Below are 19,677 nucleotides of genomic sequence, written 5' to 3'. Positions count from 1 at the left end.
GACGACCCTCTCCCCAAGGCCGTCAGGGCGTGTCACACTCCGACCCACTTGAGACTGTAGTGCCTCAAAAGTTTCTCGATCCCGGGACGATCTCCGACCGGTCCCGGACCGGTGCCGTGGCGTTCCCGCCCGGCGCGACACGCCATCCATTCGCCTGACCGGGGCCGATCACCGCCGACGCGGGACGTCCCGGGCCGCGACAGCACAGGCGACACACCACGGGAGTGCTCAACGATGAGTTCCAGACCCCGTCGCGCGGCCCGCCGCGCCCTGACCGCGATCGTCCCCGTCACCGCCCTGCTCGCCCTGGCGGGGTGCGGCAACGGAACGACACCGGCCGCCGACTCCGCCACAGCCGCGGCTCCGGACTCCCCCGGCCTGACCGCCGCCCGCAAGGCCGTCGCGAAGTACTCCGCGCACCCGGACCGGATCCCGGTCACCCGGCCGGTCGGCAAGAGCATCCCCGCCGGAAAGACCGTCGACTTCATCCTGTGCGGCGTGCAGTCCTGCCAGGACCTGGCCAACTTCTTCACCGCGGGCGCCAACGAACTCGGCTGGCACGTCCGCCAGATCGCCACCCAGGGCACCCCGGAGTCCGTCCAGAGCGCCTACGAGCAGGCGCTGCGCGACAGGCCCGACGCCGTCGTCTCCTCCGGGTTCCCGCGCGCCGTGTACGCCAAGCAGCTCGCCCAGTTGAAGGCGGCGGGCATCCCCGTCCTCCAGTCGAACGCCGACGACGTCGTGGGCGGCGGGGTCTCCCTGCTCAAGAACGGGCCCAAGGACGTCGCCGTCCAGGGCGAGATGCTGGCCTCCTGGGTGGTCGCCGACAGCAACGCCCAGGCCGACACCGTCTACTTCGACCTGCCCGCCTACACCATCCTCAAGCCCGTCAAGGACACCTTCGCCGCCAAGTACAAGCAGTGGTGCGCCGGGTGCGGACTGGACACCGTGGACGTCCCGATCACCGCGATCGGCAAGGACATGCCGGACCGGGTGGTGTCGTACCTGCGCTCCCACCCGAAGGTGACCCACGTCGTGTTCTCACTGGGCCTGCTCAACGTGGGCGTCCCGGCCGCGCTCAAGACGGCCGGCATCACCGGCAAGCATCTCGCCGTGAACGTCGGGGACGGACAGAACTACCAGTACATCCAGAGCGGGCTCAGCGACGCCGCGATGGCCCTGAACTCGCACGAGACCTCCTGGCTCCAGGTCGACGCGCTGGCCCGCCACTTCACCGGTCAGTCCATGGACGTGGACCAGCAGGCGGTGCTGCCCAACATGCTCATCACCAAGGACAACCTCCCCAAGACCATCGGGGACTTCCCGATCGTCGAGGACTACCAGGCCCAGTTCAAGGCGCTGTGGGGCGTGAGTTGACCGGGCCGCTGCTGCGGGTGGCCGCCCTGTCGAAGCGATTCGGCGCCACCCGGGCCCTGACGGACGTCGACCTCGAGGTGGCGCCCGGCGAGATCCACGCCCTGATCGGCCCGAACGGCTCCGGCAAGTCCACCCTCATCAAGATCCTCGCCGGATACCACCACGCGGAGCCGGGTGCGGTGGCCGCACTCGACGGTGAGCCCTTCGACCTGAGCCAGGTGGCGGCCTCCCGCCACGACCGCCTGCGCTTCGTCCACCAGGAGCTGGGCCTGGTGGGCGAGTTGAGCGCCGTCGACAACCTCGCCCTGCGTCACGGCTTCGCCCGCACCGCTTTCGGCAACATCGACTGGCCGGAGATGGAGCGGCGCACGCACGCCCTGGTCGAACGCTTCGGCCTCGGCATCGACGTGCGCCGCCCCCTCGCGACGGCCACCCCTGTCCAGCGCACGGTGGTGGCCATCGCCGCGGCGCTCCAGGGGTGGGAGGGCCGGCGTGGCGTCCTGGTGCTCGACGAGCCCACCGCCGTGCTGCCGCCGGGCGAGGTGGCCCGGTTGTTCGACATCGTGCGCGAGGTCCGCGCCGCGGGAGCCGGGGTGCTGTACGTGTCGCACCGCATGGACGAGATCTTCGCGCTCGCCGACCGGGTCACCGTGATCCGCGGCGGACGCCGGATCGCCACCCGCCCGGTCGCCGACCTCACCCCGCGCTCGCTGGCCGCGCTGATGGCGGGCGAGGAGATGGACACCGACCACCGTCCGCCGTCCTTCCCCGCGGCCGGCGATCCCGTGCTGGAGGTGCGCGACCTGTGGGCCGGGCCGCTGCGCGGAGTCGGCTTCGACCTGGCCCGGGGCGAACGCCTGGGCGTCACGGGACTGGTCGGCTCCGGCCACGAGATCGTGCCGTACGCGGTCTGCGGGGCCCATACCGGCCGCGTGACCGGCAGACTGCGCCTCCCCCAACGCTCCACCCGGTGGACCGAGGCGCGTGACGCCCGTGCCCTGGGCCTGCCCCTGGTCCCGGCGGACCGGGCGGCCGAGGGCGTGATCGGCGACTTCTCGGTCAGCGAGAACCTCACCCTGCCGCTCCTGGACCGGCTGCGGACCCGCGCCGGACGGCTGCGCCGACGCCGTGAGGCCGCCCTCACGGAGGACTGGATCAGCCGGGTCGACGTCCGTACCGCCGGCCGCACGGCCAGGATCACCACGCTCAGCGGCGGCAACCAGCAGAAGGTCGTCATGGCCCGCTGCCTCGCCCAGCGCCCGCCCGTGCTGACCCTGTGCGAGCCCACGGCCGGCGTGGACATCGCCACCCGCCTCCAGCTCTACGACCTGATCGAGCGGCAGGCCGAGGAGGGGACGGGCGTCCTCGTGTCCTCCTCCGACACCCAGGACCTCCTCGCCCTGTGCACCCGCGTCCTGGTGGTGCGGGACGGCCGGATCGCACGGGAGATCAGCGGCCCGGACATCACCGAGTCCGCGCTCGTGCACGCCATGGAAGGAACCGAGTGAGATGACGTCCGTCCCGACCCGGGTGAAGGCCACCCTGTCGTTCCGCACCATCGGCGCGGTGTACGTGTGGCTGGTGATCGTCGTGCTCTTCTCCGTGTGGGCGCCGGACACCTTTCCGACGGCCATCACGGTCAAGCAGGTGCTCAACGGCAACGCGGTGGCAGGACTGGTGGCGCTCAGCGTCGTACCACCGCTGGCCGCCCGCGTCTTCGATCTGTCGGTCGCCTACACCATGTCCCTGACCAGCGTGCTGACCGCCCACTTCCTGGTCTCCACGGGCCTCGGTCCCTTCACCGCGATCGCCCTGGCCATGGCCGCGGCCCTGCTGGTCGGGGTGGTGAACGCCCTCGTGGTGGTGGTCCTGCGCGTCGACTCGTTCATCGCCACCCTCGCCACGGGTGCGCTGATCCAGTCCCTGATCACCATGGTCACCAACGACAGCTCGGTCACCGGGGTGCAGCTGCTCGCCAAGCCCTTCGCGAGCATCGCGCAACTGGACGCCGGCGGCATCACCCTGCCGGTGCTGTACATGCTGCTCGCCGCCCTCGCCATCTGGTTCGTGCTGGAACACACCGCCACCGGACGCCGCTTGTACGCGACCGGGTTCAACTCCGACGCCGCCCGCCTCCAGGGGGTGCGCACCGACCGGCTGCGCTTCGGGACGCTGGTGGCGTCCGCGCTGCTCTCCGGTTTCGCCGGAGTGGTCTTCGCGTCCTCGGTGGGGTCCGGATCGCCGACCGCGGGCAGCCCCTATCTGCTGTCGGCCTACGCGGCGGCCTTCGTCGGAGCGACCCAGCTGCGCGCGGGCCGCTTCAACGCCTGGGGGACGGTGATCGCGGTGCTGCTGCTCGGCACCGGCATCACCGGGCTCGGGCTCGCCACCAGCGCGCAGTGGGCCGCGAGCCTGTTCACCGGGTCCGTCCTGATCGTGGCCCTCGTCCTCACGGGCGGGCGGATCGCGCTGCCCACCGTGCTGCGCCGCCGGACCGGGAAGCTGCCCGGCCCCGCACAACCGGAAGGAAGTAGCGATGATGAAAGCCGTGCAGTACCTGCGGGTGGGTCACGCGCCTGAGCTCGTGGAGGTGCCGGTGCCCGAACCCGGCCCGGGCCAGGTGCTGTTGAAGGTGACGGCGGCGGGCCTGTGCCACTCCGACATCGCGGTGATGGGCTGGCCCGAGGAGGCCTTCCCCTACGTCCTGCCGATGACCCTGGGCCACGAGGGCGTGGGCACGGTGGCGGCCGTGGGCGCCGGCGTCACCGAGGTGACGGAGGGCGAGGCGGTGGCGGTGTACGGTCCCTGGGGCTGCGGACGCTGTCACCCGTGCGCCGAGGGCAGGGAGAACTGCTGTCCGCACGCGGCGGGCCTCGGCATCGTCCCGCCCGGTCTCGGCCGGCCCGGCGCGCTCGCGGAGTACCTCCTGGTGGACTCGCCCCGCCATCTGGTCCCCCTGCACGGCGTCGACCCCGTGCAGGCAGCGCCCCTCACCGACGCCGGGCTGACCCCGTACCACGCGATCCGCAGGTCGCTGCCGAAGCTGCTGCCCGGCAGTACCGCGGTGGTGATCGGCGTAGGCGGACTGGGCCATCTCGCCGTGCAGCTGCTGCGCGCCCTCACCCCCGCGCGGGTGGTCGCCCTCGACACGAGCGAGGACAAGCTCCAGCTGGCGGAAAAGGTCGGCGCCCACGAGGCGCTGCTCTCCGACGGCGAGGCGAGCGCACGGATCCGCCGACTCACCGGCGGTATCGGGGCGGAGGTGGTCCTGGACTTCGTCGGCGCCGGGGCGACCTTGGCGGTCGCGGCCGCCTCGGTGGCGGTCGCGGGCGATGTCACGGTGGTCGGCCTCGGCGGGGGCACGCTGCCCGTCGGCTTCGGCGGCGGGCTCCCCTTCGAGGTGTCGGCCGCGTTCCCCTACTGGGGCAGCCGCACCGAGCTCATGGAGGTCCTCGACCTCGCACGCCAGGGGCTCGTCACCTCCCACGTGGAGACGTTCACGCTGGAGCAGGCGCCCGAGGCGTACGCGCGTCTGCACGCCGGGGAAATCAACGGCCGCGCGGTGGTGCTGCCGCACGGCTGAGCCCGGTGCAGAGAGAGGGCCGGGGCCCGAGGGCTCCGGCCCTCTACGGCTTGTCCGCCATCCGCCGCACACACCGCCGCAGCACCGTCAGGAACTCGGCCGTCTCCCACGGCCCCACGTCCACCCGCCCGGTGTCGGCCACGCCGAGGTCCTGCATGTCGTAGCGGCCCCGGCAGTGGCCCAGGGTGAAGTAGCAGACCTCGCCCCGGCCGTGCGGCTTGAGGTACAGCACCGGTCGGGGCGCGCTGTCGCGGGCCGCCGTGTCACCTTCGGCGAAGCCGCGGCACGGTCCCGTGTACTCGGCGTGCAGCAACACCTCCAGCTCACCGTGCAGTTCGCACACGTACAGCTCGTCGGTGACCGTGAACGGGCCGATCCCGGCGACCAACGGATGCTCGGGCCGGGTCACCTTCACCTCGTACGGTTCGATCGGCGGGTGGGCCAGGAACTGGCTGCCGAGCACCTGCGCCAGGTCGCCCAGGAGCCGCGGGGTGGTGAACTCCCGTGGCCCGGCGCCCGTGGACGGCTCGATGACCGCGTTGGTGCCGTGCAGGGCCAGCCAGCGCCCGCCCCGCTCGACGAACCGGGCCAGCGCGGCCCGCTGCGCGGGGCGGGGCCGGACGTCGCAGGTGTAGGTGACCAGCAGGTCCGCTCCGTCGAGGGCGTCCAGGCAGTCGTAGTCCTGGTGCACCGTGGTGCGCACCCGCGGCTGCTCGGCGAGCAGTTCGAGCAGCCTGAGCCGGGCGTGGTCGAAGTCGTGCCAGCGGCCGCCGCAGACCAGTACGGCGTCCAGGCGGCCGGCCGGGCCCGCCACGGGTCAGTACTGGACGCGGGTCAGCAGCCCGCCGTCCACCACCAGGTTGACGCCGACGCAGAAGGAGCCGGTGCGCCCCAGCAGGAACGCCACTGCGGCGGCCACGTCCTCGGCGGTGCCGTAGCGGCCGATCGGCAGCTTGGCAAGGACCTCCTCGTACACCTCCGGGCGGCTGGTGCGGATGGTCTCCCAGGCACCGCCGGGGAAGTCGATCGGGCCGGGCGAGACGGTGTTGACGCGGATGCCCTTGGGGGCGAGGGAGTGCGCGAGGGCCGAGGCGTGCTGGACGACGGCCGCCTTGAGGGCGGAGTACGAGTTCGCGCCGGCCGGGCGCGCGGTGTCGGAGGCGTTGGTGGTGCCGATGGCGACGACCGCGGCCCGTTCCGAGGCCTCCAGGTGGGGAAGGGCCGCCTCGACGAGCCCGGCGAAGGGGATCAGGTCGCCGCGCAGGCTGTCCTCCCAGGACGTGGGGCCCTTCACGTTGCCCGCCGACACGTTGGACACCAGCAGGTCGAGGCCGCCGAGTTCACCGGCCGCGCGCTCCACGAAGGCCGCGAGGGCGGCCGGGTCGGTGACGTCGACCGGCTCGGCGAACACGGTGGTGCCGTCGGCGCCCAGTTCGGCGGCCGTCTTGGCGAGGCCTTCCTCGCCGCGGGCGCACAGGGCCAGGGCGCAGCCCTCGGCGGCCAGGGTCGCGGCGATCGCCCGGCCGATGCCCCGGCTCGCGCCGGTCACCAGCGCCTTCGCGCCTGTCAGTCCCAGATCCATCGTCGTCACTCCTTCGTGAGAAAGCCTGTGGTGGGTCTCTTAGTTGCCGGGAAGCTGCGAGAACGGCGCCCGGTCCGTGCGGGGCTCCGGCGGCAGGTTCAGCACGCGTTCGCCGATGAGGTTGCGCTGGATCTGGTCGGTGCCTCCGGCGAGGCGGTAGCCGGGGGCGCCGAGCAGGTGCTGCGTCCAGGCGAAGGTGCCCGGCTCCCCGGTGTCGGCGGTGATCCGCGCGCCCATGAGCTCGGCGGCGACCTGGCCGGTGCGGGTGAGCAGTTCGGAGGCCATGAGTTTGGTCAGGGATGCCTCGGGGCCCGGTCGGCCCCCTGCGGCGCTCGTGCGGGCGACCCGCTCGACGGTGGCCTCGCGCAGGGCGGCACGCACGTACAGGTCGGCGAGGAGCTGGCGGGCCAGCGGGTCGGTGGTGCGGCCGAGGGAGCGGGCGAGCGCGAGGACGTCCGAAAAGGTGCCGCCCTTGCGGCGGTTGCCGCTGCCGGACGCGGTCCGCTCGAAGGCGAGGGTGGTGGTGGCGACCTCCCAGCCCTGGCCCGGCCGCCCGATCCGCAGCGCGTCCGGGACGCGGACGCCGCTGAGGAAGACCTCGTTGAAGGAGGCGCCGCCGCTCATCTGCCGGATGGGGCGAGCCTCCACTCCGGGGGCGTCCATCGGGACCAGGAAGGCGGTGATGCCGGCCTGTTTGACGACGTCCGGGTCGGTGCGGGCGAGCAGCAGACCGTAGTCGGCGAACTGGGCGCCCGAGGTCCACACCTTCTGGCCGTCGATCACCCACGCGTCGCCGTCCTGGCGGGCACGGGTGCGCAGGGCGGCGAGGTCGGATCCCGCGCCGGGTTCGCTGAAGAGCTGGCAGGCGAGCAGGTCGGTGCGCAGGAACGCCCGGGCGTACTGCTGGCGTTGCCCGTCCGTCCCGAAAAGGGAGACGGCCATCGCGACCAGGCGCACGGTGACGCTGATCAGCTCGGTGGACGGCGGCACCTCGAACGCGGACTCCTCCTGGGCGAAGACGGCCGCATGTGCGGCAGTCAGTCCCGCGCCGCCCTTGTCGGCGGGGAGTGTCAGCGCCTGGTGGCCGGCGTCGAAGCGGGCCCGCTGGTAGGCGCGGCAGCGCTCAAGCAGCAGGCGTTCCTCGTCCTGCGGAAGGTTGTGGAACACGGCGAGGTCGGCGTCCGCGCCGGCGGAGTCGGGCGCCCGCGCCGGTTCCAGCACGGTGGCCAGCCACTGCCGGACCTGCCGGCGCCATGTGTCCGGATCGGGCTGGGACATGGCTCCTCCTCGACTACTTACCAGACGACGGATTGAGTAACGGTGAGCGGATCGCGTGCCGTACTTGCCGGTGAAGCATGCGGGAATGGCTTCGTCCGCGATCCGAGTGTTCCGTACTTTCTTGATAAACGCTACAGTCACAGCATCCCTCTCTCCCGTCGTCATCGGGAGAGGACCGCGGAGCCGCCGGAGGAGCCATGTCGCTGCTGCCACTCGACCGTCGCGCCCAGGACACACCCGACGAGCCCGCCCTGGCGGACGACCTGGGCGTGCTCACCTGGTCCGGCCTCGCCGGCCAGGTGGCGCGGGCGGCGGTCCGGCTGCTGGAGTTCGCACCCGGACCGGACGACCGGGTCGCCGTCCTCGGTGACAACGCGATCCCGACCCTGGTGGCCCATCTGGCGGGCCTGCGCGCCGGAGTGGGGACCGTGGCCACCTCCCGCAACCTCACCTCGCGAGAACTGGTCGACCAGCTCATCGACGCGGGCGCCACCGGGATCGTCGCCGGACCGGTCGGCGCCGGTGCCGCCCTCGACGCGGCCCGGGAACTGGGCCTGCCCCTGGTGACGCACGGCACCCCGGCCGCCGGGCACGCCTTCGACTGGGACCTGTGGCTGGCCGCGGCACCCTCCGACCACGCCCTCCCCACGGACCGGCCCGCCCGGCCCCCGCTCGTCTACACCTCCGGAACCACCGGCCGGGCCCGCGGCACCGAGGTGCGCTGGGTCGGTACTCCGGTCGCCGACAGCGCCGCCTACCTCGCCGCGATGTCCGCCCGGCCCGGCTTCCCCCCGGGCCCTCACCTGGTGTGCGGCCCCCTCCAGCACAACGCCCCGCTGACCTCGCTGCGGCACCTGGCGGCCGGTGAGCCCGTGGTCGTCCTCGGCCGCTACGACGGGGAGACCTTCCTCAGCCGCGTGCAGAAGTGGCGGGCCACCTCGACGGTGATGGTCCCCACTCACTTCCAGCGGCTGCTCGCCCTCCCGGACGACGTCCGCTCCTGCTACGACGTCTCCAGCCTGCGACAGGTCTCCCACACCGGCTCCGCGTGCCCGCCGGACGTCAAGCGCGCCATGATCGACTGGTTCGGTCCGGTGCTGACCGAGTCGTACGGCGCCAGCGAGGCGGGGACGGTGGCCCGCATCAGCAGTGCCGAGTGGCTGGCCCACCCCGGCTCGGTCGGACGGGTCCGGCCTCCCTTCGAGGTCCTTGTCACCGACGACGACGGCGGTCAACTACCGCCCGGGGAGCGTGGGTTGCTGGCCTTCCGGGCTCCGGACGACCAGGGCGTCCGCTACCACGCGGACCCGGACAAGACCAGGGCCGCCTACCTCTCCCCCGGCGTCTTCACCCTCGGCGACATCGGCTACGTCGACTCCGACGGCTACATCTTCATCACCGACCGGGCCGCGGACGTCGTGGTCTCCGGCGGGGTCAACCTCTACCCCGCCGAGAGCGAGGCCGTCCTGCGGCAGCACCCGTCGGTCGCCGAACTCGCGGTGATCGGCGTGCCCGACCCCGACTTCGGCGAGGCACTACGCGCGCTGGTCGTGGCTGCGGGAGAAGAGCCTCTGCCCGAGGAGCTGGACCGGTTCTGCCGCGAGCGCCTGGCCGCCTACAAGTGCCCGAAGTCGTACGAGATCGTCCCCGAGCTGCTGCGCAACGCAATGGGCAAGCTCGACAAGCGCGCGATGCGCCGCCCTTACTGGAGCTCGGAACGGACCATCGCCGGCTGAGCCGCTCCCTCAAGTACGCAAGGACCACTCATGACCGAACTCCTTCTCGTCCGGCACGGCCTCCCCATGGCCGGCGTGTTCGACCCGGGCCTGTCTCCCGAGGGCACCGCCCAGGCCGAACGCCTCGCCGCGTGGCTCGGCCACGAGGACCTCGACGCCCTGTACGTCAGCCCGTTCCGGCGGGCCCGCGAGACCGTGGCGCCCCTGGAACGCCTCACCGGCATGACCGCGACCGTCCTCGACGACCTGCGCGAATGGGACACGGACGTCTCCCAGCCCTACACCCCGCCGGAGCAGATCGGCCCCGCCGACCCCCGAGCGGCGGCGCTCGCGGAGGGACGCTTCGAGGACTTCGTGCCCGACCTCGACCGGGAGGCCTTCCGCGGGCGGGCGGTGCGGGCGATGGACACCATCCTCGACGCCCATCCCGGCGAACGGGTCGCGGCCGTGTGCCACGGCGGCATCACCAACACCTACCTGGCGACGGTGCTCGGCCTGCCGACGATGTTCTGGTTCCACCCCGGCTACACCTCGGTCTGCCGGGTGCGGCGCATGCCCGGCGGCCGGGTCGTCCTGCACTCGGTGAACGAGACCGCCCACATGATCGCCGAGCGCGCCGCCGACCCGGTCGCCTGAACCCGCCGCCGTCCGAAGCCGCTCACACCCCAGGAGGTCCCGGCCATGCCCGGATCCGTCATCGTCGCCGGCGCGAGAACGCCCGTCGGCAAGCTGATGGGCGCCCTGAGCACCCTGTCCGCGGTCGATCTCGGCGCCCATGCCATCCGCGCGGCACTGGCCGCCGCCCGCGTGGACCCGCGGGCCGTCCAGGCCGTCGTCATGGGCCATGTGGTGCAGGCCGGGGCGGGCCCCAACCCGGCCCGGCAGGCCGCGGTCCGCGCCGGGATCCCCTTCTCCGTCCCGGCGAGCACCGTCAACAAGCTCTGCCCGTCCGGACTGCACGCCATCGCCCTGGCCGACCTCATGATCGCCTCTGGCCGTCACGAGGTGGTCGTCGCGGGCGGCATGGAGTCCATGTCCGGCGCCCCGCACCTGCTGCGCGGATCCCGCACCGGCTGGAAGTACGGCCCGTCCGAGCTGGAGGACGCCCTGGACCGCGACGCCCTCGTGTGCGCCTTCGACGGGGTCTCCATGGGCGCGGCCACCGAGCGGTACCAGCGGCCCTTCGCCCTGAACCGGCAGGAACAGGACGAGTACAGCGCGCTGTCCCACCAACGAGCCGCCCACGCCCAGCAGTCGGGCGCACTGTCACAGGAGATCGCGCCCGTCACGGTGGCCGGACGCCGGGGCGAGACGGTGGTGGACGCGGACGAGGGCGTACGGCCGGACAGTACCGCCGAGAGCCTGGGACGCCTGCGCCCGGCCTTCTCCGCGACGGGCACCATCACCGCCGGCAACTCCTCCCAGCTCTCCGACGGCGCCGCCGCCGTCGTCGTGATGAGCGCCGAGCGCGCCCGTCGGGAGGGCCTGACGCCCCTCGCCGAGATCGGCGCCTACGGCACGGTCGCGGGCCCCGACCCCTCCCTGCTGGTCCAACCGGCGGGCGCGGTCCGTGACGCCCTCGACCGGGACGGCCGGCTCAAGGCAGCCGACCTGGACCTGTTCGAGATCAACGAGGCGTTCGCCGGAGTGGCCCTGGCCTCCGTGCGGGAGCTGGACATCCCGGTGGACAAGGTGAACGTCAACGGCGGCGCGATCGCCCTCGGTCACCCGGTCGGCATGACCGGAGCCCGGCTGGTACTGACCCTTGCCACGGAGCTGCGGCGGCGCGGAGGCGGCAGTGGAGCGGCGGCCCTGTGCGGAGGCGGCGGCCAGGGCGACGCGCTGCTGCTGCATGTGCCGGCACGGATCTGAGACCCGGAGCGAACAGACATGAACGACCGACTCCTCCTGACGGTGGCCGCCCGCACCCTCGTGGCAGACGGCGTGGTCAGCCTCACCCTGCGCCGCCCCGACGGCGGCCCGCTCCCCGCCTGGACGCCGGGCACGCACATCGACGTACTCCTCGACGGTGAGGGGGGCGACCTGGTCCGTCAGTACTCCCTGTGCGGACACCCGGCCGACCGCGAGACCTGGCAGATCGCGGTGCTGCGTGAACCACAGGGCCGCGGGGGCTCCGCGTACGTCCACGACCAGCTGCTCGAAGGCGCCGAGGTGCTGGTCCGCGGCCCGCGCAACAACTTCCCGCTGCGGCCCGCCGCCCGGCACCTGTTCATCGCGGGCGGCGTCGGGATCACGCCCATCCTTCCCATGGTCGAGGCGGCCGAGGCCGCGGGGGCCGACTGGAGCCTGCTCTACGGCGGCCGCACCCGGACCTCCATGGCCTTCCTGGACCGCCTCGCCCCGCACGGCGACCGTGTCCTCGTCCGCCCCCAGGACGAGTACGGCCTGCTGGACCTCGCCGCCCACCTCGGCGTGCCCAAGGAGGGCACCCTCGTGCACGCCTGCGGTCCCGAACCCCTGCTGCGGGCGGTGCAGGAACAGTGCGCGGGGTGGCCGCCGGGCACGCTGGGTGTGGAACGGTTCGCGCCCGCACCGCCGGCCGCGACCGGCACCACCGCGGCTTTCGAGCTGGAACTCGCCCGTTCCGGGCTCACGTTGACCGTGCCGCCTGACCGTTCGGTGCTCGAGACCGTGGAAGAGGCGGGCGTGGACGTCGACTTCTCCTGCCGGGAAGGCACCTGCGGCACCTGCGAGACCGATGTGCTGGCGGGCGTGCCGGACCACCGCGACGCGCTGCTGACCGAGGACGAGCGGGCCGCCGGAGACACGATGCTCATCTGCGTCTCCCGCTCGTGCGGCCCCCGCCTCGTCCTCGACCTCTGACGCCCACCCTCCCCCAATCACCAGAAAGGACGGGCCCCCGATGCACCCCGTCACCCGTCTCGGCGTCGTCGGCTGCGGCCTCATGGGCTCCGGCATCGCCGAGGTCGCTGCCCTTCACGGCATGGACGTACGTGTCGCCGAGTCCACGCCGGACGCGGCCGAGGCAGGCCGGCACCGCGTCACCGCCTCCCTCGACCGGGGCGTACGGCACGGCAAGCTCAGCGCGACGCAGCGTGAACAGGCCCTCGCCCGGCTGTCGTTCACCGTGGACCTCGGGGACATGGCCGACCGGCAGTTCGTCGTCGAGGCCGTCGCCGAGAACCGCGACATCAAGACCGGAGTCCTGCGCGTCCTGGACAAGGCGGTCGAGGACCCTGCGGCCGTCCTGGCCACCAACACCTCCTCGATCCCCGTCGTCGACCTGGCCGTCGTCACCGAACGCCCCGAGCGGGTCATCGGGCTGCACTTCTTCAACCCCGTGCCCGTGCAACGGCTGGTCGAGGTCGTTCCCGCGCTCGTCACCAGCACCGACACGGTGTCGCGCACCCGGGCGGTCGCCGAGCAATTGGGCAAACAGGCCATCCTGGCCCCCGACCGTTCCGGCTTCGTCGTCAACGCCCTCCTGGTGCCCTATCTGCTCGGCGCAGTGCGGATGGTGGAGTCGGGCGCGGCGAGTCCGGACGACATCGACCGGGGGATGGAACTCGGGTGCGCGCACCCCATGGGGCCGCTGCGCCTGCTCGACCTCATCGGCCTCGACACCGCTCAGGCCGTGGCGGAGTCGATGTACGAGGAGTACAAGGAGCCGCTCTACGCCCCACCGGCGTTGCTGCGCCGCATGGTCGCGGCGGGTCACCTGGGCCGCAAGAGCGGGCGCGGGTTCCACACCTACGGGAGCTGAGCCACTCGGTGGGTCCCAGGTGCCGATCGCTTCGTCATCGATAGGGCGACGGCGATCACAGTCCTGATGAATTCATCATTTCCTGCTCCGAACGGCTTGACGACGGAACTGTCACAGTTGATGATTCCCTCATTACGGCAATGTTGCTCGGAGGGCACCATGTCTGACATCCGCGTCAACGGGGCCGACGCCATCACGGCCCACCAGGACCTCCACAGCGCGCAGGGCGCCCTGCGCGGCGAACACCCCGGGCGCACCCGGAATCCGGTGATCAAGGTGGCCGACCTGGCCTGGCTGGAGTTCGAGAAGCCCGACCTCGACCGTGCGGAGGTCTTCGCCCGGGACTTCGGATTCGGAGTCGCCGCCCGCACCGAGCGGGAGCTGTGGCTGCGCGGCACCTTCGCCGGCTCACCCTGCATGGTGATCCGCAAGGGCCGCACGTCCCGCTTCATCGGCCCGGCGTTCCGGGCCGCCGAACGGACCGACCTGGACCGGCTGGCCCGCGCGACGGGCCGGGACGTACGGGACGCGGACGTGCCCGGCGGCGGAAAGGTGGTCGACCTGCTCGACCCGTCGGGCTTCCCTGTCCGGGTCGTGCACTGCGCCGAACAGCTGCCCGCGCTGCCGGAACAGCAGCCCCTGCTCCTCAACTTCGGCACGGCACACCGCCGTACCGACGCCGTCCAGCGCCCCCCGCGCGAGCCCTCCCGCATCCAGCGGCTCGGCCACCTGGTGCTGGAGACGCGGGTGTTCGCCCATGCTCTGGACTGGTACCTGGACACGCTCGGGATGATCGTGTCGGACTTCCTGTTCCTGGACGGTCAGCGCGGCCGTGGTCCGACGATGGCGTTCATCCGCTGCGACCTCGGCGGCACACCTGCCGACCACCACACCCTCGCGATGCACCTGGGGCCGGGGACGGGGTACGTCCACTCCGCCTACCAGGTCACCGACCTGGACTCCATCGCCGCCGGGGGCGAGTACCTCAAGGAGCGTGGCTACACGCGCAGTTGGGGCATCGGCAGGCACATCCAGGGCAGCCAGCTCTTCGACTACTGGCGCGACCCCGACCACTTCATGCTGGAGCACTTCGCCGACGGCGACCTGTTCTCCTGCGACGTCGAGCCCGGCTGGGCCCCCATGTCGACCAGCGGTCTGGCCCAGTGGGGCCCGCCGGCCACCCGCGACTTCCTCGGCGCGAGCCCCTCACCGCAGCGGCTCCGCGATGTCGTCGAGGCCCTGCGCGGCGACAACGAGATGGACCCGGCACGCCTGTTCGGCCTGCTCAAGGCCGCCAACTCCTGACCCCCGCCCGCGAATCCACTCCACAAAGGCACCGACATGAGCACCAATGTCCTGCGCACCGCTGACGGCTGGTGGGCCGTCCGAGGTGACCGAGCCGTCCCGGTCGACACCAAGGCCGCCACCACCGCCGAACTCCTCGCCGACCGCGACGCCGTACGAGAGGCGGCCCGCTCTGATGAGGCGGGCACGCCCGTCGCCGACCTGCCGGCCCTCTCACCGGTCACCACCCCCTGCCGGGTGGTCGCCCAGATGGTCAACTACCGCAGCCATGCCCGTGATTCGGGGTTCAAGGGCGACATCCCGCCGGCGTTCTTCCGCAAGGCGTCCGGCTCGGTCAGCGGCCCGGGCGACGCCGTCGTCCGCCCCTCCCATGTGCGGTTCCTCGACTACGAGATCGAACTCGGCCTCGTCATGGGCGCACCCCTGCCCGTCGGCACCGTGGTCGAGGAACGGGACCTTCCCTCGTACGTCGCAGGTCTGGTGATCACCAACGATGTCAGCGCCCGTGAGGTGCAGCTGACCAAGACGCAGTTCTACGAGAGCAAGTCGTACCCCACCTTCACGCCCACCGGTCCGTACCTGTCGCTGCTGGAGCCGGAGGACTTCGCCCATCTCCTGGACCTGCGCCTGAAGTTGAGCGTCAACGGCGAGCTCCGCCAGGACCGCACCCTGGCCGACATGATCGTCCGCCCGGCCCAGGCACTCACGCTGCTGGCCCGCTTCCAGACCCTGGACGCCGGCGACCTGCTGCTCACCGGCACCCCTGGGGGCACGGCACTGAAGGCCCCGCCGAAGGCCGTGGAGAAGATCGGCGCACTGCTGCCGCCCGCCGTGAAGTGGAAGGCGTTCTTCAAGAGCCAGGCGAAGAACCCGCATTACCTGCACCCCGGGGACGTGATCACGGCGACGATCGCGACCCCGGACGGCCGTATCGACCTCGGCGAGCAGCGCACGCCCGTCGCGGACACGAACTGGACCCCGAGGTGAGCCGCACATGACCGTCGACGAAGCCGCACGTGTGCCCGTCGTGATCGTCGGGGCCGGGCCGGTGGGCGTGACCGCCGCCCTGCTGCTGGCCCGGCGCGGAGTCCGCAGTGTCGTCCTCGAACGCCACCGGGACATCTACCCGCTCCCCCGTGCCGCCGCCACCGACGACGAGATACGCCGGATCCTCCAGGCGGCGGGCGTGGAAGAGGAGTTCTCCGCGATGGCCCGCCCGGCGAACGGCCTGCGGCTGCTGGACGCCCGGCACCGGGTGATGGCCGAGTTCCGGCGTTCCCCGCAGGGCCACCACGGTTACCCGCAGACCAGCATGTTCGACCAGCCTGAGCTGGAACGTGTGCTGCGCGACGCCCTGGCCGGAGACCCGAGATGCGAACTGCGGGGCGGAGTGGAGGTCACCGGCGTCGGCCCGGACTGCACCGGCCCCGTGCGCGTGACCTACCGTGACGGCGACGGCGGTGAGCACGAGCTGTGGGCCGACGCGGTTCTCGGCTGCGATGGCGCGAACAGCGTCACCCGCGAGGCGATCGGCGCCGTATGGGAGGACCTGCGCTTCGAGGAACGCTGGACCGTCATCGACGTCCGCACGACGGCCGACGTGCGCTCCTGGGAGGGGGTCGACCAGGTCTGCGACCCGGACCGGCCGGCGACCTTCACGCGTATCGGCGAGGACCGGTACCGCTGGGAGTTCCGGCTGCGCGAGGGGGCGGAGCAGTCGGTCCGCGACCTGGTCGCTCCCTGGCTGCCGCCCTCGCACGAGGGGGACTTCGAGGTCATCCGCGAGGCTCAGTACACCTTCCGGGCCCGCCTCGCCGACCGTTGGCGCAGCGGAGGGGTCTTCCTGCTCGGCGACGCCGCCCACCTCACCCCGCCGTTCATCGGACAGGGGCTGTGCGCGGGGCTGCGGGACGCCTACAACCTCACCTGGAAGCTCGCCCGCGTGCTCCGACAGGGCGGGGACGAGCGGCTGCTGGACACCTACGAGAGCGAGCGCAAACCGCATGCCCGGCATGGGATCAGGCTCGCGGTCGTCATGGGCTGGGCCATGACCGGCGGCCAGGACGGCGTCGCCTCCCTGCGCCGCGGGGTGCTGTCCGCGGCCTGCCGCATACCCGGCCTGACCGAGCTGGCCGGGCGCGACCTCAGCCCGCCCCTGACCGCCGGTCCGCTGGTGCGGCGGGGGGTCCGTCGAGGCCTGGCGGGCACGCACTGTCCGCAACCGTGGGTGAGCATCCATGGACATCGTGTCCGCCTCGACGACGCGCTCGGCGACTCCTTCACCGTACTGACCGCCACCGAGCCCAGCCCTTCGCTGACCGCGCTGGCCCGCGGTCTCGGCGTGCCCGCCGTCCCGGTGACCGACCTCGGCGACGACGGCACCCTCGCCGCCTGGCTGCGCGCCGGACGCGCGGACGCGGTCCTGCTACGACCCGACCGGGTCGTGCTGGACGTCGTCCCGCTCGGCGGGCGCGACTTCACCTCGACCGCGGCCTGGGCCTCCCTGCTGCACACCACACGAAGCCCCGCCCCTTCCGAACCAACAGCCCCGCACAGCCTGTTGAGGAGTACGACGCGATGAGCACGCCCTTCTTCACCCCCGATCCGGAGACGGCGGCCGCCAGTCACATCGCGGACTTCGCTCGCCATGCCGGGATGCCAGGCACCGACTACGCGGCCCTGCACCGCTGGTCGGTCACCGACCTGGAGGGCTTCTGGGGGGCGGTGTGGGAGTACTTCGACATCGACGCGGACGCCCCTTACGAGCAGGTGCTGGCGGAGGAGCGGATGCCGGGCGCCCGTTGGTTCCCCGGGGCCACCCTCAACTACGCCCACCACGCTCTCCGCAACTTGGCCGACGACGCCGTGGCGATCATCGCGCTGGACGAGACCGGGTCCTGCTACGAGGTGACCGCGGGCCGCCTGCGCGCCGAGGTCGCGTCCGTGGCCGCGACCCTGCGCGACCTCGGCGTGGACAGAGGGCATCGGGTCGTCGGCTATCTGCCCAACACCCCGCACGCCATTGTGGCGTTCCTCGCCGCCGCGAGTTTGGGGGCTGTGTGGTCGGTGTGCGGGCAGGACTACGCCCCGAAGGCGGCAGCGGACCGTTTCGCCCAGCTCGAACCGACCGTTCTGATCGCCGCCGACGGCTACGTCTTCAACGGCACGACCCATGACCGGCGTGATGCCGCCCTCGAACTCGCCCACGCGTTGCCCACGTTGAAGGCGACCCTGCTGGTGGATCACCTCGGACTGGCGTGGCCGTCGCAGGCGTACCCGTCCCTGGTGATCCCCTGGGAGGACGCCTCCACGCGCACCGAGACGCTCGCGTGCGCAGCGGTGCCGTTCGATCATCCGCTGTGGGTCGTGTTCTCCTCCGGCACCACCGGCCTGCCCAAGGGCATCGTCCACGGCCACGGCGGTGTGCTCCTGGAGCACCTCAAGACCCTGGGTCTGCATGCGGACTTGGGTCCCGGCGACCGTCTCCTCTGGTACACCACGACGCACTGGATGATGTGGAACCTGGTCGCCTCCACGTTGTTGACCGGTGCCACGACGTGTACGTACGACGGCAGCCCGGCGCCTCTGGCCCGGCCCGACATTCTGTGGAAGCTGGCCTCCCGTCACCGGGTGAGCGTCTTCGGCACCAGCCCCCAGTACCTGCTGGGCATGGCCAAGTTCGGCATCGACCCGTCGGCGTATGACCTGTCGTCGGTGCGAGTGGTGGGCTGCACGGGCTCGGCCCTGCCCGCCTCCGCCTACCCGTGGGTCAGCGAGCACGTCGGCGAGGGGGTGCTGCTCGCCTCCATCAGCGGCGGCACCGACGTCGTCTCCGGCTTCGCGGGCAGCTCCCCCAACACCCCTGTCTGGGCTGGCGAGTTGTCGGCTCCGCACCTGGGGGTGGCGCTGGCCGCGTACGACGCGGAGGGCTTCCCGGTGGTGGACCGGGTAGGCGAGCTGGTCGTTACCCGCCCCATGCCCTCGATGCCGCTGTACTTCTGGAACGACCCGGAGGGCACCCGCTACCGCGACGCCTACTTCTCGGCCTACCCCGGGGTGTGGCGCCACGGCGACTGGATCACGCTCACGGGCCATGGCTCGGTGATCGTTCACGGCCGTTCCGACTCGACGCTCAACCGCAACGGCGTACGGCTGGGCAGCGCCGACATCCATGACGTGGTCGAACGCCTCCCCGAGATCACCGAGGCCCTGGTCATCGGCGCGGAGGAACCAGGCGGCGGCTACTGGATGCCCCTGTTCGTGGTCCCAGCGGCGGGCGTCACCTTGGACGACGCCCTGCGCGAGAAGATCCGCGACGCGGTGCGTACGGGTGCCTCGCCCCGCCACGTCCCCGACGAGATCCTCGAGGTGCCGGGCGTCCCGCACACCCGCACCGGCAAGAAGCTCGAAGTCCCGATCAAACGCCTGCTCCAGGGCGCCGCAGTCGAGCAGGTCGTCAACCCCGCCACCGTGGACAGCCCCGAACTCATCGACTACTACGCCCGCCTGGGCGCCGAGCGTCGCGAGAACAGGACCACCGCATGACCATCGTCGTCGCCATCGCCCTGTCCTTGGTCTTCCTCCCACTGGGCCTGGCCAAGATCACTGCTGTGCCGGTCATGCGGCAGGCGGCGGCCCATCTCGGTATGCCGACCGGCCTCTACCGCGTTGTCGGCGCGCTGGAGGTGGCCGGCGGCGCCGGTCTGCTGATGGGTCTGACCTGGACGTGGCTGGGTGTGGCGGCGGCGACGGGTCTGGCTCTGCTGATGGCCGCGGCGGCAGTGGTCCACCTGCGGCACGGCGACCCCCTGGTGCGGGCGCTGCCTGCCGTCGCACTGGCCGTGGCGGCGCTGGCATACACAGGGGCCGCGCTCTCGGCAGGCTGACACCGTCCGAAGGCCTGCCGACGACTCGGGGCCCGTCCCGTCGACAGGGCGAGCGCGCTACGGCCGACGGCCTCATGGCCGACGCCGCGCGTCAGCTCGCCCCGAGAGCACACGAGTTGATCGCGGGGGTGGCGCGATGCCTGCGGCACGAGGTTCCAGGGCTCCGGACCGCGGGGCCAACAGCC

17 protein-coding genes are annotated in these 19,677 nt (G+C 72.2%); 14 read left to right on the top strand and 3 right to left on the bottom strand.

The features are described 5' to 3' along the window. Positions 1 to 234 precede the first annotated feature (234 nt). Genes H295_RS0133450 through H295_RS0133435 form a run of 4 tightly spaced genes read left to right on the top strand, consistent with a single transcriptional unit; the run spans position 235 to position 4,960 of the window. Positions 235 to 1,377: a substrate-binding domain-containing protein gene (locus tag H295_RS0133450; RefSeq protein ID WP_020139719.1), complete on the top strand. Its 1,143-nt coding sequence runs from the start codon at positions 235 to 237 to the stop codon at positions 1,375 to 1,377. Then, positions 1,362 to 2,885: a sugar ABC transporter ATP-binding protein gene (locus H295_RS0133445; protein ID WP_020139718.1), complete on the top strand. Its 1,524-nt coding sequence runs from the start codon at positions 1,362 to 1,364 to the stop codon at positions 2,883 to 2,885. The genes H295_RS0133450 and H295_RS0133445 overlap by 16 nt, the downstream gene beginning before the upstream one ends. A gap of 1 nt (position 2,886) precedes the next feature. Further along, positions 2,887 to 3,957 (top strand): ABC transporter permease, encoded by a 1,071-nt coding sequence (locus tag H295_RS43930; protein WP_020139717.1) that lies wholly within the window; start codon positions 2,887 to 2,889, stop codon positions 3,955 to 3,957. After that, positions 3,917 to 4,960 (top strand): NAD(P)-dependent alcohol dehydrogenase, encoded by a 1,044-nt coding sequence (locus H295_RS0133435; RefSeq protein WP_028809984.1) that lies wholly within the window; start codon positions 3,917 to 3,919, stop codon positions 4,958 to 4,960. Before H295_RS43930 ends, H295_RS0133435 begins: the two co-directional genes overlap by 41 nt. A gap of 43 nt (positions 4,961 to 5,003) precedes the next feature. Here the strand turns inward: H295_RS0133435 and H295_RS0133430 are convergent, their stop codons facing one another. The 3 genes from H295_RS0133430 to H295_RS0133420 are packed head-to-tail and all read right to left on the bottom strand — an operon-like array spanning position 5,004 to position 7,820. Beyond that, positions 5,004 to 5,774, bottom strand: coding sequence for a ThuA domain-containing protein (locus H295_RS0133430; RefSeq protein ID WP_020139715.1), 771 nt, complete (start codon positions 5,772 to 5,774; stop codon positions 5,004 to 5,006). Positions 5,775 to 5,777: 3 nt separating this feature from the next. Beyond that, on the bottom strand, positions 5,778 to 6,542 hold the full coding sequence (locus H295_RS0133425; RefSeq protein WP_020139714.1) for an SDR family NAD(P)-dependent oxidoreductase: 765 nt from the start codon (positions 6,540 to 6,542) through the stop codon (positions 5,778 to 5,780). 39 nt (positions 6,543 to 6,581) lie between these two features. Then, entirely contained in the window at positions 6,582 to 7,820 is a 1,239-nt protein-coding gene (locus H295_RS0133420) for an acyl-CoA dehydrogenase family protein (RefSeq protein WP_020139713.1), read from the bottom strand. Between the two features lie 197 nt (positions 7,821 to 8,017). Between H295_RS0133420 and H295_RS0133415 the strand changes: the two genes are divergently transcribed. The 10 genes from H295_RS0133415 (at position 8,018) to H295_RS0133370 (ending at position 19,492) form a co-directional block, all read left to right on the top strand. Beyond that, positions 8,018 to 9,556 carry an AMP-binding protein gene (locus tag H295_RS0133415; protein WP_020139712.1) on the top strand — a complete coding sequence of 513 codons (1,539 nt, stop codon included), beginning with the start codon at positions 8,018 to 8,020 and terminating at the stop codon, positions 9,554 to 9,556. 30 nt (positions 9,557 to 9,586) lie between these two features. Next, positions 9,587 to 10,192, top strand: a complete 606-nt coding sequence (locus tag H295_RS0133410; protein WP_020139711.1) for a histidine phosphatase family protein — start codon at positions 9,587 to 9,589, stop codon at positions 10,190 to 10,192. 45 nt (positions 10,193 to 10,237) lie between these two features. After that, the gene (locus H295_RS0133405) at positions 10,238 to 11,428 is read left to right on the top strand and encodes an acetyl-CoA C-acyltransferase (protein ID WP_020139710.1); all 1,191 of its coding nucleotides are present in this window, start codon (positions 10,238 to 10,240) and stop codon (positions 11,426 to 11,428) included. Positions 11,429 to 11,446: 18 nt separating this feature from the next. Next, on the top strand, positions 11,447 to 12,400 hold the full coding sequence (locus tag H295_RS0133400; RefSeq protein ID WP_020139709.1) for a PDR/VanB family oxidoreductase: 954 nt from the start codon (positions 11,447 to 11,449) through the stop codon (positions 12,398 to 12,400). Positions 12,401 to 12,440: 40 nt separating this feature from the next. Continuing rightward, entirely contained in the window at positions 12,441 to 13,301 is an 861-nt protein-coding gene (locus H295_RS0133395; protein WP_020139708.1) for a 3-hydroxybutyryl-CoA dehydrogenase, read from the top strand. Between the two features lie 159 nt (positions 13,302 to 13,460). Beyond that, positions 13,461 to 14,606 carry a VOC family protein gene (locus H295_RS0133390; RefSeq protein WP_020139707.1) on the top strand — a complete coding sequence of 382 codons (1,146 nt, stop codon included), beginning with the start codon at positions 13,461 to 13,463 and terminating at the stop codon, positions 14,604 to 14,606. 36 nt (positions 14,607 to 14,642) lie between these two features. Then, positions 14,643 to 15,593 (top strand): fumarylacetoacetate hydrolase family protein, encoded by a 951-nt coding sequence (locus H295_RS0133385; protein WP_020139706.1) that lies wholly within the window; start codon positions 14,643 to 14,645, stop codon positions 15,591 to 15,593. Between the two features lie 7 nt (positions 15,594 to 15,600). After that, positions 15,601 to 17,187 carry a bifunctional 3-(3-hydroxy-phenyl)propionate/3-hydroxycinnamic acid hydroxylase gene (locus H295_RS0133380; RefSeq protein WP_020139705.1) on the top strand — a complete coding sequence of 529 codons (1,587 nt, stop codon included), beginning with the start codon at positions 15,601 to 15,603 and terminating at the stop codon, positions 17,185 to 17,187. Next, positions 17,184 to 19,151, top strand: coding sequence for an acetoacetate--CoA ligase (locus H295_RS0133375; protein WP_020139704.1), 1,968 nt, complete (start codon positions 17,184 to 17,186; stop codon positions 19,149 to 19,151). The genes H295_RS0133380 and H295_RS0133375 overlap by 4 nt, the downstream gene beginning before the upstream one ends. Next, positions 19,148 to 19,492: a DoxX family protein gene (locus H295_RS0133370; protein WP_020139703.1), complete on the top strand. Its 345-nt coding sequence runs from the start codon at positions 19,148 to 19,150 to the stop codon at positions 19,490 to 19,492. Before H295_RS0133375 ends, H295_RS0133370 begins: the two co-directional genes overlap by 4 nt. Positions 19,493 to 19,677 lie beyond the last annotated feature (185 nt).

It is taken from the genome of Streptomyces sp. 351MFTsu5.1, assembly GCF_000383655.1.
Classification (GTDB): domain Bacteria; phylum Actinomycetota; class Actinomycetes; order Streptomycetales; family Streptomycetaceae; genus Streptomyces; species Streptomyces griseorubiginosus.
Note: the sequence above shows the minus strand (reverse complement) of the source record. Positions and strands in the feature narration are given on the sequence as shown.

Excerpts from the sequence above, each read along its gene's own strand:
- H295_RS0133385 (WP_020139706.1), top strand. The coding sequence starts at position 14,643 with ATGAGCACCAATGTCCTGCGCACCGCTGACGGCTGGTGGGCCGTCCGA.
- H295_RS0133380 (WP_020139705.1), top strand. The coding sequence starts at position 15,601 with ATGACCGTCGACGAAGCCGCACGTGTGCCCGTCGTGATCGTCGGGGCC.
- H295_RS0133395 (WP_020139708.1), top strand. The coding sequence starts at position 12,441 with ATGCACCCCGTCACCCGTCTCGGCGTCGTCGGCTGCGGCCTCATGGGC.
- H295_RS43930 (WP_020139717.1), top strand. The coding sequence starts at position 2,887 with ATGACGTCCGTCCCGACCCGGGTGAAGGCCACCCTGTCGTTCCGCACC.
- H295_RS0133425 (WP_020139714.1), bottom strand. The coding sequence starts at position 6,542 with ATGGATCTGGGACTGACAGGCGCGAAGGCGCTGGTGACCGGCGCGAGC.
- H295_RS0133450 (WP_020139719.1), top strand. The coding sequence starts at position 235 with ATGAGTTCCAGACCCCGTCGCGCGGCCCGCCGCGCCCTGACCGCGATC.
- H295_RS0133370 (WP_020139703.1), top strand. The coding sequence starts at position 19,148 with ATGACCATCGTCGTCGCCATCGCCCTGTCCTTGGTCTTCCTCCCACTG.
- H295_RS0133435 (WP_028809984.1), top strand. The coding sequence starts at position 3,917 with ATGAAAGCCGTGCAGTACCTGCGGGTGGGTCACGCGCCTGAGCTCGTG.
- H295_RS0133400 (WP_020139709.1), top strand. The coding sequence starts at position 11,447 with ATGAACGACCGACTCCTCCTGACGGTGGCCGCCCGCACCCTCGTGGCA.
- H295_RS0133415 (WP_020139712.1), top strand. The coding sequence starts at position 8,018 with ATGTCGCTGCTGCCACTCGACCGTCGCGCCCAGGACACACCCGACGAG.
- H295_RS0133410 (WP_020139711.1), top strand. The coding sequence starts at position 9,587 with ATGACCGAACTCCTTCTCGTCCGGCACGGCCTCCCCATGGCCGGCGTG.
- H295_RS0133390 (WP_020139707.1), top strand. The coding sequence starts at position 13,461 with ATGTCTGACATCCGCGTCAACGGGGCCGACGCCATCACGGCCCACCAG.
- H295_RS0133375 (WP_020139704.1), top strand. The coding sequence starts at position 17,184 with ATGAGCACGCCCTTCTTCACCCCCGATCCGGAGACGGCGGCCGCCAGT.
- H295_RS0133420 (WP_020139713.1), bottom strand. The coding sequence starts at position 7,820 with ATGTCCCAGCCCGATCCGGACACATGGCGCCGGCAGGTCCGGCAGTGG.
- H295_RS0133405 (WP_020139710.1), top strand. The coding sequence starts at position 10,238 with ATGCCCGGATCCGTCATCGTCGCCGGCGCGAGAACGCCCGTCGGCAAG.